This is a genomic window from Paenibacillus antarcticus (assembly GCF_001637225.1).
Taxonomy (GTDB): domain Bacteria; phylum Bacillota; class Bacilli; order Paenibacillales; family Paenibacillaceae; genus Paenibacillus_AQ; species Paenibacillus_AQ antarcticus.
In genome coordinates this window covers 33,422-47,314 of sequence record NZ_LVJI01000025.1, presented here as the reverse complement: position 1 = coordinate 47,314, position 13,893 = coordinate 33,422, and the positions used below count along the sequence as shown (strand labels likewise).

Annotated in this window: 16 protein-coding genes; 6 read left to right on the top strand and 10 right to left on the bottom strand. The window is 40.3% G+C overall.

Annotation, left to right across the window (positions count from 1 at the left end; genetic code table 11):
- The first annotated feature begins 65 nt into the window (after positions 1–65).
- Entirely contained in the window at positions 66–200 is a 135-nt protein-coding gene (locus tag PBAT_RS26245) for a hypothetical protein (RefSeq protein WP_276326589.1), read from the top strand.
- On the opposite strand, the gene PBAT_RS17495 is transcribed toward PBAT_RS26245, so the two are convergent.
- From PBAT_RS17495 to PBAT_RS17485, 3 genes are all read right to left on the bottom strand, one after another.
- On the bottom strand, positions 197–1,612 hold the full coding sequence (locus tag PBAT_RS17495) for a L,D-transpeptidase (protein ID WP_068651327.1): 1,416 nt from the start codon (positions 1,610–1,612) through the stop codon (positions 197–199). The genes PBAT_RS26245 and PBAT_RS17495 overlap by 4 nt on opposite strands.
- Positions 1,613–1,728: 116 nt before the next feature.
- On the bottom strand, positions 1,729–1,971 hold the full coding sequence (locus tag PBAT_RS17490; protein ID WP_068651325.1) for a ferredoxin: 243 nt from the start codon (positions 1,969–1,971) through the stop codon (positions 1,729–1,731).
- Positions 1,972–2,103: 132 nt separating this feature from the next.
- Positions 2,104–3,396, bottom strand: coding sequence for a DNA polymerase IV (locus PBAT_RS17485; RefSeq protein ID WP_068651323.1), 1,293 nt, complete (start codon positions 3,394–3,396; stop codon positions 2,104–2,106).
- 182 nt (positions 3,397–3,578) lie between these two features.
- Between PBAT_RS17485 and cimA the strand changes: the two genes are divergently transcribed.
- Positions 3,579–5,198 carry a citramalate synthase gene (cimA, locus tag PBAT_RS17480; RefSeq protein WP_068651321.1) on the top strand — a complete coding sequence of 540 codons (1,620 nt, stop codon included), beginning with the start codon at positions 3,579–3,581 and terminating at the stop codon, positions 5,196–5,198.
- Between the two features lie 54 nt (positions 5,199–5,252).
- Here cimA and PBAT_RS17475 read toward each other — a convergent pair whose 3' ends face one another.
- Complete coding sequence (locus PBAT_RS17475; protein ID WP_068651319.1) at positions 5,253–5,804, bottom strand: TlpA disulfide reductase family protein; 552 nt, start codon at positions 5,802–5,804, stop codon at positions 5,253–5,255.
- Positions 5,805–5,956: 152 nt separating this feature from the next.
- On the opposite strand from PBAT_RS17475, the gene PBAT_RS17470 reads away from it, so the two are divergent.
- The gene (locus PBAT_RS17470) at positions 5,957–6,433 is read left to right on the top strand and encodes a M67 family metallopeptidase (RefSeq protein WP_068651317.1); all 477 of its coding nucleotides are present in this window, start codon (positions 5,957–5,959) and stop codon (positions 6,431–6,433) included.
- Here the strand turns inward: PBAT_RS17470 and PBAT_RS17465 are convergent.
- From PBAT_RS17465 to PBAT_RS17455, 3 genes are all read right to left on the bottom strand, one after another.
- Positions 6,419–7,156 carry an exonuclease domain-containing protein gene (locus tag PBAT_RS17465; protein ID WP_068651315.1) on the bottom strand — a complete coding sequence of 246 codons (738 nt, stop codon included), beginning with the start codon at positions 7,154–7,156 and terminating at the stop codon, positions 6,419–6,421. The two genes, PBAT_RS17470 and PBAT_RS17465, sit on opposite strands and share 15 nt — an antisense overlap.
- Positions 7,153–8,232, bottom strand: coding sequence for a DUF294 nucleotidyltransferase-like domain-containing protein (locus tag PBAT_RS17460; protein ID WP_068651313.1), 1,080 nt, complete (start codon positions 8,230–8,232; stop codon positions 7,153–7,155). Before PBAT_RS17460 ends, PBAT_RS17465 begins: the two co-directional genes overlap by 4 nt.
- Before the next feature lie 68 nt (positions 8,233–8,300).
- Positions 8,301–9,713 carry an ammonium transporter gene (locus PBAT_RS17455; protein ID WP_068651311.1) on the bottom strand — a complete coding sequence of 471 codons (1,413 nt, stop codon included), beginning with the start codon at positions 9,711–9,713 and terminating at the stop codon, positions 8,301–8,303.
- A 303-nt stretch (positions 9,714–10,016) separates the two neighbouring features.
- Here PBAT_RS17455 and PBAT_RS17450 point away from each other — a divergent pair, with 303 nt between their 5' ends.
- Together PBAT_RS17450 and PBAT_RS17445 are read left to right on the top strand one after the other, a co-directional pair.
- Positions 10,017–10,448, top strand: a complete 432-nt coding sequence (locus PBAT_RS17450; protein WP_068651401.1) for a MerR family transcriptional regulator — start codon at positions 10,017–10,019, stop codon at positions 10,446–10,448.
- A gap of 47 nt (positions 10,449–10,495) precedes the next feature.
- The gene (locus PBAT_RS17445) at positions 10,496–11,176 is read left to right on the top strand and encodes a zinc metallopeptidase (RefSeq protein ID WP_068651309.1); all 681 of its coding nucleotides are present in this window, start codon (positions 10,496–10,498) and stop codon (positions 11,174–11,176) included.
- Positions 11,177–11,225: 49 nt separating this feature from the next.
- Here the strand turns inward: PBAT_RS17445 and gltC are convergent, their stop codons facing one another.
- Positions 11,226–12,146, bottom strand: a complete 921-nt coding sequence (gene gltC, locus PBAT_RS17440) for a glutamate biosynthesis transcriptional regulator GltC (RefSeq protein ID WP_068651307.1) — start codon at positions 12,144–12,146, stop codon at positions 11,226–11,228.
- 44 nt (positions 12,147–12,190) lie between these two features.
- Positions 12,191–12,796: a rhomboid family intramembrane serine protease gene (locus PBAT_RS17435; protein WP_068651305.1), complete on the bottom strand. Its 606-nt coding sequence runs from the start codon at positions 12,794–12,796 to the stop codon at positions 12,191–12,193.
- A gap of 116 nt (positions 12,797–12,912) precedes the next feature.
- Here PBAT_RS17435 and tpx point away from each other — a divergent pair, with 116 nt between their 5' ends.
- Positions 12,913–13,431, top strand: coding sequence for a thiol peroxidase (gene tpx / locus PBAT_RS17430; RefSeq protein ID WP_068651303.1), 519 nt, complete (start codon positions 12,913–12,915; stop codon positions 13,429–13,431).
- A 69-nt stretch (positions 13,432–13,500) separates the two neighbouring features.
- Here tpx and PBAT_RS17425 read toward each other — a convergent pair whose 3' ends face one another.
- Positions 13,501–13,893, bottom strand: a complete 393-nt coding sequence (locus PBAT_RS17425) for a DUF1499 domain-containing protein (RefSeq protein WP_068651301.1) — start codon at positions 13,891–13,893, stop codon at positions 13,501–13,503.

The window sequence follows — 13,893 nt, the reverse complement described above, 5'->3', positions numbered from 1 at the left end:
ATTTACAAACAAACCTATTACAATTGGGATAGCCACTGAAAATGATAGAGAGAGGGTTGATCTTTATGACAGCCAAACGCAAACCACCGACACTTCATCAGAACAAACAGGAAGTAAACAAGAAAGCGCTCTTATGGGTTGGTATCAGTGTATCTCTGGTTATAATCGTCATGATCGTCTTACTTATTGTTAACAGTTAGAGCCAATGGTACGTTTTATGGGGGTTCGTCTGATCATGTTTATGCTGCGTTTGATAACGATCTTTAGGAACCAGTATGGCATCAGGCAGCTCCCCTTTCACAATTCGTACTTTCGTCCCCATAGGAATGAGATCAAATAATTCTTCCACATCTTCCTTCGACATACGGACACAACCATTTGATTCATCACGTCCAATACTATTGGGTTCATCCGTCCCATGAATAGCATACCTGCTATCAGATAACTGCATTCCCCGACTACCAAATTCCCCCGTTGCACTTCCATTTGGATTCACAACCTTGTCCGATATAACAAATTCTTCTTCTGGTGTCTTCGCTCCACCTAATCCTACTTTATAATTACGTAACATAATATTGCCACTAACGACAGCTAACCGATGATTATTTTTGTCAACAATCACTTCTATAGGATTTTTGAAATAGACATCATCCCCTATAGCAGATGCTAATGTTGATCCCGCTGTTGGTAATATATCACCTTTATTCTGCACTGGGGTTGAAGATCCTTCCCCATCTCCACCTTCAGCGTATGTTGCACTAAGCTCTCTGAAATGACGTTTCATATTATCTGTTGATCCAGAGAGGACATTACGAGGGAAAGGCTGAACCAATTCACTGAGACTGACGGGTACTCTACCTTCTTGTTGTGTGAAGGATCGAATAGCTCTAGAGAGAACTAACAAATCTTCTTGCTCCTTAATCCACTCTTCTGCAGATTCCTTAAGCTTTGGCTCCTCTGGAGGTTTACAATCACATTCATCCCGATTATATGATTGATAAGTCACTGCTGAATCTTCATTTTTCTTTAAAGTAAAAGCAATCGGCATACCGTGCTTCCATAATAACCATTTATCTTGTCGTCCCATGCCTAGCACAACCAAATTCACTGGTAAAGTTACAGGATGATTCAACATCGAAGATAACGTACGCGACCTATCCTGAATAGAGCCTAACGCTTGAGCAGTAAATATTGGACTTACTTTCCCAACCTTCTTTTCGTTCACATCAGGTACTAACCCAGGTTGCTGTCCGTTAACACTTGTTACCATCTGCTCTTCCACATTAGATGCGCTAGGATGACCTGGGATATTGTTCATCGGTGTAAAAATTAGAAATATCATCACTAATCCCAGTAATAGAATACGAATTTTGTTCAAACGTCTCTCTTTATCACGTGATTCCTGCAATACTCTATATTGGTATTCCATCCAAAGATCATCTGGCGCTTTGCTCAGTTCGAAAGCCTCATATACCTCGCCTGATTGATTGAAACAATAATTGGCCTTACCTTCCTCGCCGTTCTTTTCATATTCCTTACCTAATAAGTACCATCCCATTTTATTATCAGAATGTAACTCTACATATTTTTTGAGGTATAACAAATCCTTCATCTGGACCTCCAAAATATTGTTTTATTGTTTATATCGGCAGAAATAGACAAAAAAAATAGACACTCACACTCGGAATTTTACCGAATCAGAATGTCTACATTTAGTTAGAGCTATTATTATCCCTCTTTATTAAAAGGTTCATCTGCAATCTTGATGGAATCTGTAGGACAACCATCACTTGCATCATCTAAATCGTCATACAAACTTTCAGGTATTTCTGTATTACCATGATTACAATCACTCTTATAGATGACTTCAGCAATTCCCTCATCATCATAATCATAAATGTCAGGCGCTGTTGCACCACATGCACCACATGCAATGCACGTATCTTTCTCAACCCATGTATATTTAGCCATATTTCTCTCTTCCTCCTGTATACCCATTCATTCATTACTGTCTATAAGTAAAAAGATCATTAGCCATAATATTAAACCAAAAAAAATGAATTTTCAATTGATTTCAAACATAATTTCAAATCACTTTCACATTTATGACAAATTTTCATTTTCTTTATCCCTGAAATCCATCTGTAACGACGTCCCTCTAATTTTATGATTTTTAATTAAAACAGAAGGATCATCCCCAAGCATTCCAGCTGTCAGGACTGCATTCTCTCCGTACTTATTGCGCAATAAATCCATGGCTTTGGTTAAGGATTCTTTCTTAGGATGCTGCTCATAATTAAATAAATCTAATTGAATCGCTGAGTCTTCTTTTGGCATAAGTTGTTGCAACGTCACCCCCAATAATCTCACAGACTTATCCCAACTCCAGTGTTCATTATATAATTGGCATGCTTTCGCATAAATATCCTCTGTATTCTCTGTTGGTGCACTAAGTGTATGCGTTCGAGTAATCGTCTTCATATCAGGTGTTCGAATGGTAATCTGGATCGCACCCGCAACCATTTGTTTACGTCGCAACCTACGAGCCACCTGATCGCTCAGATTTAAAAGAACTCTGTGAACATCTTCTTTCAAATAAATATCTGATGGGAGTGTCGTCGTGTGCCCTATGGACTTACTCTGCTCACGATTTTCTAACACAGGAGACTGATCCAATCCATTGGCTGCCTGTTTCATCCACACACCTAACACACCAAATGTTTGTGTCAGCAGCATTTCCTCACTGTTCGCTAACTGCCCAATCGTATGAATGTTTAATTTCTTTAACTTATCTGCTGTTCTGCCTCCAATACCAAATAATTGATCACACGGCTTATCCCACAAAATCTTAGGTACATCTCGAATTCGAAGTACAGTTAACCCATTAGGTTTATTCATATCTGATGCCATCTTCGCCAGTAATTTATTCGGCGCAATACCTACAGAGCACGGAAGAGACAACTCCATATATATTCTCTCCTGAATGATCGCAGCAATCTCCTGAGGGGTACCGAACTGTTTGGAGCCTGTGATGTCTAAATAACATTCATCTATAGATGTCGCTTCCATACAAGGTGTGTATTCGTAGGCTATCTTCATAAACGCATTAGAATATTTACGATAGGCAGTGAAATCGGGTGGTATTACGATCAAGTTAGGGCATTTCTTTAATGCTTGATTCACAAGCATTCCTGTAGAAATACCTAAGCGTCTAGCAGCATAGGAGCAAGTCACAATGATCCCTTTACGAAGTTCAACACTTCCCGCTACGGCTGTAGGCTTGCCACGATATTTATTGGGTTCTTCCGCTTCATGTACCGAGCAGTAGAAAGCATTCATATCGACATGAAGTATAACCCTGCCATTCGCTGGATAATATTCATCGATTGTTCTCACGCTAAAACCCCTTCTTCACCTAAATAAATGAACTCAAGTGTCAGCATAACCCCCGACTAACTATAGGTCAAGATTGATGTACATTACAAAATATTCAATTCTTTGTTACATTCCAGTGTAGAAGTGATATAATTATGAACTATAAAAAACACGTTAAGATAGACTTCCAAAGGAGGGCAACCATGTCTGCATCAATTTCTATATTCGATACTACTTTACGAGACGGCACCCAAGGTGAAGGGGTCAGTTTATCAGCCGATGACAAATTAAAAATTGCCAAAAAACTAGACGATCTGGGTGTCCAATATATTGAAGGTGGTATTCCAGGAAGTAACAGTAAAGATATTGAATTCTTCAAAAGGGTTCAGTCTCTAGGACTTAATGCCAAGATCACGGCATTTGGGAATACACGTCGAAAGAATACAGAGGCCTCACAAGACGCAAATCTAAAATCAATTATTGACTCAGGCTCACAAGCTGCGACCCTTGTAGGTAAGTCATGGGACTTCCATGTGTATACCGCGTTGCAGACAACACTAGATGAGAACTTGGCCATGATATACGATTCGATCTCATTTCTCAAACAAAATGGACTTGAAGTTGTGTTTGACGCAGAACATTTCTTCGATGGTTACAAGAATAACCCAGAATATGCCGTTGCCGTCCTAAGAAAAGCAAAAGACGCTGGCGCAGATTGGCTGACGATGTGTGATACGAATGGCGGAACCCTTCCACACGAAATCTATGATATCGTCTCTACTTTAAGTTCTAATTTACCTCAAGCCAATTTAAGTATTCATACCCATAACGACTGTGAACTTGCTGTAGCGAATACATTAAGTGCTATACAAGCAGGCGCACGTCAAGTTCAAGGAACAATCAATGGTTACGGAGAACGATGTGGGAATGCTAATCTTTGCTCCATCATTCCAACCCTTCAACTGAAGATGGGATACGATTGTATCGAGCCCGCTTCATTAGCTCAACTGGCTAACACTGCTCGGTATGTAAGTGAAATTGCAAACGTGCACATGCCTGTGAATCAACCTTATGTTGGTAACGCAGCCTTTGCTCATAAAGGTGGAATCCATGTCTCTGCAATCCTCAGGGATTCACGAACCTATGAACATATCGAACCAGAACTTGTAGGTAATAAACAGCGCATCCTTGTGTCAGAGTTAGCCGGTCAGAGTAATATTCTGTCCAAAGCGCAGGAGATGGGCCTAGCATTCGATCCTAGCAATGAACAGTCCCGCAAAGTCATTGATAAGATAAAGGATCTAGAACATCAAGGATATCAATTTGAAGCGGCTGATGCTTCATTAGAGCTGTTACTACGCGAAGCTAATGGTCAAATTACTGAATTATTCAATTTCGAATCGTTTAAAATGCTTATTGAGAAGAACTCAAGCAATTCCGTTATTTGTGAAGCTTTTGTTAAATTGAAGATTGATGGAGAAAGCGTATATACCGCAGCAGAAGGAAATGGACCTGTTAACGCACTCGATAATGCGCTTCGAAAAGCCCTTTCTCAGTCCTTTCCAATCCTTAAGGAAATGCATCTATCTGACTATAAGGTTCGTGTCTTAGATGAGAAAGATGCAACGGCCGCTAAAGTACGTGTACTTATTGAGTCCAAAAATGTTGAACGCACATGGACGACCGTCGGGGTTTCTACTAATGTGATTGAAGCCAGTTGGGAAGCATTAGTCGACAGTATTCGGTATGCTCTTTTAGGTCAAAGCACTCAGAATGAGAAAGAACTTAATATTAATGAACAACATGGTCTAATAAATCATTAAATCTACATAATAAAACCTCGGAAGCCATAACGTTGGCTATCGAGGTTTTATTGTTTAAGATTCAATTAACTTTTTCACTTTCTTCTCTAATTCTTTCTCCGACACTATCCCTAGGATAATTTCCTGAATAACCCCATGTTTATCAATTAACACATTCGTTGGGAATACAACACCTTTATACTGATCAAATACAGCCGCTTCTGAATCAAGAATTACCGGAAAGTTAATGTTATATTTGTCGATGAATTTCTCAGCATTTTTCTTATTATCATATTTAGTTACATTCATGCCATAGATGGTAAGATCATTATGATACTTATCAGCTATTTTAATTAATTCAGGAGCTTCTTCTTGACACGGATCACACCAAGAAGCCCAGAAATTCATAATGATAGCCTTCTCCTGCTTACCACCAACATGATATGTCTTCCCATCCAATCCAACCATTGAGAATGGAGGAGCTAACAATCCCGCTTCTGAACCCGTCTCTGTAGGAAGGGGTTTGTTCATTTGAAATACCGTTTGAACCCCCGAACCTTTATTCTGAGAAATAGCTATCGCAATCAGAATTAATGTGGCAATTACAATATATACGTTACGTTTCATGTAGTGATCGTTTCCTTTTCATTAAGTTATTACCTTTTATTCTACCCTCTTTCTTTAATAACTTACAATCGATTCATCTAAGACTAAATAAAAATAAAAAAAAGGACTTCTGCATAAACGCAGAAGCCAATTAGAGAGAGAGGTACGACACGATGACCAAGCTTTTAGTAAGGAATGAGGAAGTGTTAATACATGCTGCCGCAGCTCGTGAACTTGCAACGCATACCCTTCTCCATCTTCCACATGAATCATGCGGGGTCCTACTAGGTACTGCTGCAGCGGGTAGCATACAGATCGAGAAGTTCCATCCCATCCGTAACGTAGCGCCTGACCCGCTGCATGCTTTCACATTTCATCCTGAGGAATGGATCAAGTTCTGTTTACATCCCGAGAGACTCGTAGGAATTGTTCATTCCCATCCCCATTCGCAGCCTATACCATCTCAAGATGATCTAACCAAGTTAAATGGATACGGACAATTACTGGATGCTTATTTGATCTGTTCACCTAATGAGAGCAGCAACTCCATCATCATCCATTCTTATCGCATTATCCATCCTTCATTCCATTCCAAGACAGAGATCAACGATAACTTTCGTCTTTTGCGAACGCAATTAACAGTGACTTAAATGAGCATACAGATCACCTAATGTATCTACCCTACGCTTTGAAATATCATCTAAGAACGATTTCCACAGCTTAGCTGTCATCAAAGCATCCTCTAATGCATGATGTCTTCCTTTAATAGGAATATCACGATCTAGTAGTAATTCATCAAGCCCATACCCTCCACGTTGTGGTTCAAGCCAGCGCGCAATCATCATCGTATCGATAACACGATGGCCTAAATTAATCTTTGATGTTTTCCATAAAGCTGCATTCAAGAACGCTTTGTCGTGAGCGCTACCATGAGCTATTAGCACCCTTCCCCCCACAAATGACATAAAGTCATGTAAACCATTCATGAGTGTAGGAGCTTCATCAGTCATCTCCTGTGTAATACCTGTTAATTCAGTGATATGATCTGGAACAAGCTTACGGCAGTTCACCAGTGAATAGAACTGTTCTTCTGATACTATCTCCTCGCCCACCATCCTGACAGCACCAAATGATAAAATTTCATCACCGTGTTGATGAGCAAAACCTGTCGTTTCAAGATCGAATACAACGGTCTCAAGTTTAGTTAACGGAATACTAAGAACCTCAGGTCTTCTTTGCTCTCTCATGAGTGAGCGAATAAAAGCCATATGCTGAGCGGTAGGGGCTCCCATTACAGAAGCTATCGCAGACGGCATACCTCCCTGCCGAAACGTGCTCCACAATCCATTGACACCCCTTACCGGCTCCTTCATATCTTTCTCCTCTCCGCAAAACGCAGCAACCGTTGTAATGCTCTATGAGTTCTTCTAATGACACCTAGGCTTTCACGAAGTTCGTGCATGATTGTTTTATTCTTAAGCTCTTGTTCCGAGATGTAGTTACTACTGATTAACAATCCATCCGATAGTGTACAAGGCGTACTCATCCTTAGCTTTATAGCCATGTCAAAGGCCTCTTGGCAGCTTTCAAGCAATACATTGTCACTATCCAAAGATATTAACTTCTGTAACCTTTTCTTCGTTGTTGTTTCTCTTACATCTAACTGTAACGCCATAAACCTCACAAAATTAACTAATGGAATGTAGACCCCATATTTGATATCAAAACCACCTGCATGATCTCCAAAACGCTCAGTCACAACTTGCCCTAAAATATTTAATGTTGCCTTATGCCTAACTGTATTACGCAATATCGCATATTGTAGTTCTGGAACTTCTTTAAATCCTCGATAGAACAGGTCTTTAAGCGCAACAGTCAAACTTTGATCGCCAGCAATATGACGCATATCTGCGGCAATAATTAGATAACGAATCGGCTCCCAACTCATGTCGCTTTGCCACTCAGTTAATGTCAATTCCCATTCCATCAAAGTCTTTCTCCAGAGTAGTTCCGAGCACATCACCTTACCCAAACATTTCTCATATCCCAAATATGCCAATTGGTCGCAAAGGAGATTTGCAAAAATTTCGAAGTATCGATCTTTAAACTCATTCGTTTCATTACTTATAATAAGCCCATTATCTTGATCGCTCCACAAGGTGGATTCCATACGTCCTGCACTCCCGAACACGATAAAGGAATATGGAACAGGAGGCGGACCATAGCCCGCTTCCAACATATCGCTCTCACAGATCTCCAAGGCCTTCGTCGTAATTAAGTCATGCATTAGGTTGACTTGTGTCATCCACTCTAAGAACGTTAACGTAAGCCTCAGTTGTTGCAAGTGAGTCTGATATTCTATACGTTGTTCCTTTAATTGACTCCACGAGCTGGCAACAGAAATGCCCGAAAAGTCCAAAATGCAATCCGTTGAATTTACCAATTTCATGCTATTCCCCCTCTCTTCTGAGCATTCTGGTACTTACCTCAACCAGAATGTCAGAATCTCATTCCCCTTTAATTTACAGGGGGAGTCGATTTATGAGTACGGGATAAAGCTTCAGCATCCGTAAGTAATTTCATTTGTTCTGGGTATCCATACGTTCCGTGTTCACTTATATCTAGACCCATCATCTCTTCTTCTTCTGTCACACGAAGCCCCATGATCATTTTCATAACACCAAGGATAATGAATGAGACCACAAGTACAAATCCAAAGGTACCAGCTACACCTAGAGCTTGAATTCCTAATTGATGTACACCACCACCATAGAATAATCCTGCTTGACCTACTCCAGTCTTTTCAGCCAATTCCGCCGTTGCGAATAACCCTGTAGATAGAGCTCCCCAGATACCCGCTATACCGTGAACAGATACAGCATAGATTGGATCATCTAATCCAGCACGTTCCAACCACTGACCAGCTAAGAAAGCGACTGTACCAGCCACAGCACCGATGATAACAGCTGCCCACGGTTCAACAAAGGCACAAGAACCTGTTATCGCTACAAGTGCAGCAAGTACACCATTTAACATGCTAGGAATATCTCCCTTTCCAAATACCATCCAAGAGATAGCAAGTGCCGCTAATGCACCACCCGCAGCTGCAATATTCGTTGTAAGTGAAACATATCCGAAGAAATCACCTAATCCTGATAATCCACTACCTGGGTTAAATCCAAACCAGCCTATCCAGAGAATAACAACACCTAGTACAGTATAAACTTGGTTATGTCCTGGAATAACGTTCGGTTTACCATCTTTATTATACTTACCAAGACGTGGCTTCAATAAGAAAGTCGCTACAAGAGCAGCTGTTGCACCCGTCAAGTGGACTACAGTAGAACCTGCATAATCTTGCATACCTAGTTGAGCAAGCCATCCACCACCCCATACCCAGTGAGCCACAACAGGATAAATAACAATCATGAACAACGTTCCGAATATAATGTAAACGCTCAGTTTGGCACGTTCTGCCATACCTCCTGAGGCAATAGCTAACGAGATCGCTGCGAATGATAATTGGAATAAGAACTTAACGGTTAATGATACATCTGAGAAAGCTAATGAATCGAATGAGCTCGCCATGCTCTCTCCACTTAAGAAGAATCCTGTTTGACCGATAATTCCATTACCATTTCCGAATCCTAGAGCAAATCCGACAGCCCAGAATACGATAACCGAAATTCCTAAAGTCAAAACGGTCTTACCAGCAACGTGACCCGCATTCTTCATACGAACCGTTCCAGCTTCTAATAGAACAAACCCAGCTTGCATAAAGAATACGAGCATGACCGCTAGAAAGACGAATACCGAGTTAATGCCTGCTTGCAATTCCAAATTTGTAGCTCCATCATCCGCAAATGCACTAAGTGGAAAAGCTAACAGTGCCAACATTCCTAAAGCAATACCCAACATTCTCTTTTTCATCGTAACCGCTCCTCTTTATGTCATATTTTCTAACACGACTCCAAGTTCATAATCTCATTATAAGCAGAAAGGGTAACTTTTGACAATAGTTTTTTCAAAAATAATCCAACTCCTTACTTATCATGTCATTATATATAACATTGGAGAAGTTTGTAAAAGTGATACGTTTGACTGTATGGTTAACCTTCGAGTATCATATTTTAAATAGTTAATATTAAGTAAATCATCATTAAATGGATAAGAAATGGATAAGTTGTGTTATTGATTCATATTTATGTAAGTGAGGTGATTCGCATTGTGGATATGACGTTGTACAGAATTGGAGAATTAGCAAAAGTTGCTGGTGTCAGCGAGAGGACGATCGATTATTACACGAAGTTAGGATTAATTGTTCCTGAAAGTCGAACAGAGAAAAATTACCGCCTTTATAGCTATGAAACCTCTGCCCGTCTGGTGCGTATTAATCTACTAAAACAAGAGAAGTATACTTTGGAGGAAATAAAGGAAAAGCTAGACAAATGGAATATGGGCACAGAGGAAGAACAGGTATCAGACAAGCTAACCCACCTAGAACTTCATATGTTGCAGTTAGAGAAGGAAGTTAGGGAACTAAGCCCTATCATTGAACAAATGAAACCTGGGCAGGCTAGACGCATGTTGACGCAACTACTCCCTCAGGGAGCAGCTGTTATAGAAGCCTTAAAGCTCTTACTCAATCATGGACCATTAATGTAAAGCTTTTCGCATAATTCGAGGTATAACTACTACTAGGAGGTAAGGAAATGAACTCTAATTCTATGTTTATTCTCATCATTATTGCATTCATATTCTCACTTTGGGCACAATTTCGTGTCAAGGGAACATTTAAAAAGTGGGCACAAGTAGAGAATCATAATGGACTAACCGGCTATGAAGCTGCTCGACGTATGTTAGACGCAAACGACCTGCAACATATCCCAATTGAGCCAGTTAGAGGCTCACTAACCGACCATTACGACCCTATTCATAAAGTCGTACGTTTATCGGAACCTGTGTATTACGAAAGTACCATTTCAGCCGTTTCTGTAGCCTGTCATGAGATCGGTCATGCCATTCAACATAAAGAGCACTATCCAATGCTAGTTATGCGACACCGGATGTTCCCAGTTGTTAACTTCGCTTCAGGAGTAGCGCCATTCTTACTCATCGCAGGTATTTTATTTTCATTCACTAATCTACTTGGCCTAGGAATTATCTTCTTCTCCGCTGCTGTAGCTTTCCAACTCGTAACATTACCAGTTGAATTCAACGCCAGCAGTCGCGCACGTAACATTATGGTGGAGCAAGGCTTCATAACTAACGATGAAGAACGTGGTGTCGCCAAGGTATTGAATGCCGCCGCCCTCACATACGTTGCTGCTGCATTAATCTCCATACTCGAGCTCATTCGATATGTCATGATGTTCAATAACAGTCGTGACTAATATGTAAGAGGGAAGCCCCTACAACAAAACAAAGAAAACCCCGATCGGTTTAAGAACCGAACGGGGTTTTCTTTGTTTCACTCATAAGTTCGAAATATGTAAGTAAAAAATTGCGGAATGCTTGTGCAACCAGAGGTAACTTGTCATCTGATCTATGAATCAATGCGATTGTTCGCGTTACTTTCGGTTCAGATATTCTAACACGTGCAGGTTGAAGTGGATTACTTTGAAAGAATGCCATCTCCGGCAACAGACTGACACCCATGCCTGCCGCAACTAATCCCCGAATCGTATCCGTCTCCTCTCCCTCAAAGGCGATTTGAGGTGTGAAACCCGCATCAAGACACGCTTGCCAGACAATTGGGCGTAAAGAATAACCCTTGCTAAACAAAATAAACTTATCTTCTCTCAGTTGATCTAACGTAATAGATTCTTCTTGTGCAAGTGCGTGATTTGGAGGAACAATAGCATACATTTCTTCGGTCAACACCACATCACCTTCTACTTGCTCATGCCCCTCCGGAAAAGGAGATATGAAGGCCAGATCAACTTCAGCAGATACAACATCTCGAATAAGCGACGGATACATACCCGATTTAAATCGAAATCTCACATTAGGGTAACGCTTTCTAAATTCGGCAACAACAGATGGAATCAAATGAATGCCAAGACTATGAGGAAAGCCTATTCGAATCTCTCCTCGCTCAGGATCCAAGAATTCATGAACTTCAGCTACCGCCTTCTCTAAATCCTTCATAAGACTCTCAACCCGCTTACAGAACAAATGCCCTACAGGTGTCAATTGTAGATTCCTTCCTTTTTGCATAAATAAATCAACGCCCAGTTCTTGTTCCAATTGATGGATCTGCCTACTTACAGCAGACTGAGCTACATGAAGTTCTTCTGCCGCTTGGGTTACATGCTCCTTCTGTGCTACTTTCATGAAATAGTGCAACTGTCTCAGTTCCACGCGAATGATCGCTCCAATCTAGAATGTATGATCTTAACCTTAATTTATCGTCGCTTACCTAACAGTCTAATGATGAGTCCATATATGAAGAATCCACCAATTAAACCACCAAAATGAGCCATCCAATTCACACTCGCCACAATGAGTGAAGAAATAACCCCAAATATAAGCATAGCATACAACGTCTTACGAGAGGCTTCATCCAAAAACTTTCTTTGGAACAGAGCGATGTATAGGTAAGCACCGTATATCCCATAGATTGCGCCTGAAGCCCCAACCGATATAACATTCTTATCCATTTGAATATTATAAGCAGATGACAGCACATTCCCCACAATACCACTCAAGAAGTACAACAAAATGTATTTCCACGAACCCATGAGCCGTTCTAGCGGCGGAGCAAATACGAGTAATCCGAAACAATTAAATAATAAATGATCAAATCCACTATGAAGGAACATCGCTGTCACATATCTCCAGCTTTCTCCCTCATTAACCAACGCGCCAAACTTATAAAGCGTCTCGTTATGGGTAGAACCACCATTAAAAGTTAACACCAAGAACATAATAACGTTTGCTAATAGCAATAATGATGTTACAGGATACAATCTCAAGTAACTTTTCCAATTTTCACTTCGGATAAATATCATATAAACCTTCCTCTACTCTATACTAACAACATCATGATTGGTAATGTTATTCTAAAAAGATTATAATACCCTTGACAGTCTTTAATAAATCTAAAAAATCAAGGAGGATAATCACATTGGCACAAGAACGTACTGGTATCGCAACTTTCAAGAGTAACCCTATTACATTGATTGGACCAAAACTGAAAGCAGGTGATTCCGCTCCTGATTTCACTGTTAGCAAAAACTTGCTTGAAGACGTATCCTTAAAGGATTACGCAGGTAAAATTAAATTAATCAGTGTCGTCCCTTCTTTAGATACAGGTGTCTGTGATTCACAAACACGTCGTTTCAACGAAGAGGCATCTACGTTAGGCGATGATGTCATTATCCTTACCGTTAGTATGGATCTCCCATTTGCACAAGCACGTTGGTGCGGTGCAGCCGGTGTGGAGCGCGTCGTTACATTGTCTGACCATAAGACATCTTCTTTTGGTGAAGCATATGGCGTATTAATTAAAGAATTCCGTCTTGATATGCGTTCGATATTTGTAATCGACAAAGACGATAAGCTCACTTATGTTGAATATCTTAGTGAAATGACAGAACATCCAAACTATGAAGATGCTGTAAAAGCAGTTAAATCTTTGCTGTAATTTATGCTTAAAAAAGCGTGAGAAAGAGATCTTCTTCCTCTCGCTTTTTTAAATTAATAACTCGAATTCTTACTCAGATGTTTTAAATTTAGCCAACTTCTTATCTAGAGCTGCAAACAAATGAATAATATATCGATAATTAGCTCCTAGATCACCCAACGAACCTCTAGATGCTGAGTATATATCCACTGCACTACGAACAGGACCCGTCGAAAGAACAGACACGGTAATATCCACCGTACGTCCCATAGAAGTCCTCTTCTCAAGAATAATCTCTCCAACACCTGGAACTTCATGTAACACTTTATAACCCGGAATTTTTTTAAGCGTGGAAGAAATCTCCTCCCATGCCTTGTCTTTCGATAAATTGTAATAGCGCGTTTTCATTTTAGGATCTTTTGCTCTGTCTCCGGTTCCTTCTTGACTACGTATGATCCCCACTAGAACTCTCTTTAACGACAA

Coding starts and splice junctions, on each gene's coding strand:
- PBAT_RS17495 (WP_068651327.1), bottom strand. CDS start 1,612: ATGAAGGATTTGTTATACCTCAAAAAATATGTAGAGTTACATTCTGAT.
- cimA (WP_068651321.1), top strand. CDS start 3,579: ATGTCTGCATCAATTTCTATATTCGATACTACTTTACGAGACGGCACC.
- PBAT_RS26245 (WP_276326589.1), top strand. CDS start 66: ATGACAGCCAAACGCAAACCACCGACACTTCATCAGAACAAACAGGAA.
- PBAT_RS17455 (WP_068651311.1), bottom strand. CDS start 9,713: ATGAAAAAGAGAATGTTGGGTATTGCTTTAGGAATGTTGGCACTGTTA.
- PBAT_RS17445 (WP_068651309.1), top strand. CDS start 10,496: ATGAACTCTAATTCTATGTTTATTCTCATCATTATTGCATTCATATTC.
- PBAT_RS17475 (WP_068651319.1), bottom strand. CDS start 5,804: ATGAAACGTAACGTATATATTGTAATTGCCACATTAATTCTGATTGCG.
- PBAT_RS17465 (WP_068651315.1), bottom strand. CDS start 7,156: ATGAAGGAGCCGGTAAGGGGTGTCAATGGATTGTGGAGCACGTTTCGG.
- PBAT_RS17490 (WP_068651325.1), bottom strand. CDS start 1,971: ATGGCTAAATATACATGGGTTGAGAAAGATACGTGCATTGCATGTGGT.
- PBAT_RS17435 (WP_068651305.1), bottom strand. CDS start 12,796: ATGATATTTATCCGAAGTGAAAATTGGAAAAGTTACTTGAGATTGTAT.
- PBAT_RS17470 (WP_068651317.1), top strand. CDS start 5,957: ATGACCAAGCTTTTAGTAAGGAATGAGGAAGTGTTAATACATGCTGCC.
- PBAT_RS17450 (WP_068651401.1), top strand. CDS start 10,017: ATGACGTTGTACAGAATTGGAGAATTAGCAAAAGTTGCTGGTGTCAGC.
- PBAT_RS17460 (WP_068651313.1), bottom strand. CDS start 8,232: ATGAAATTGGTAAATTCAACGGATTGCATTTTGGACTTTTCGGGCATT.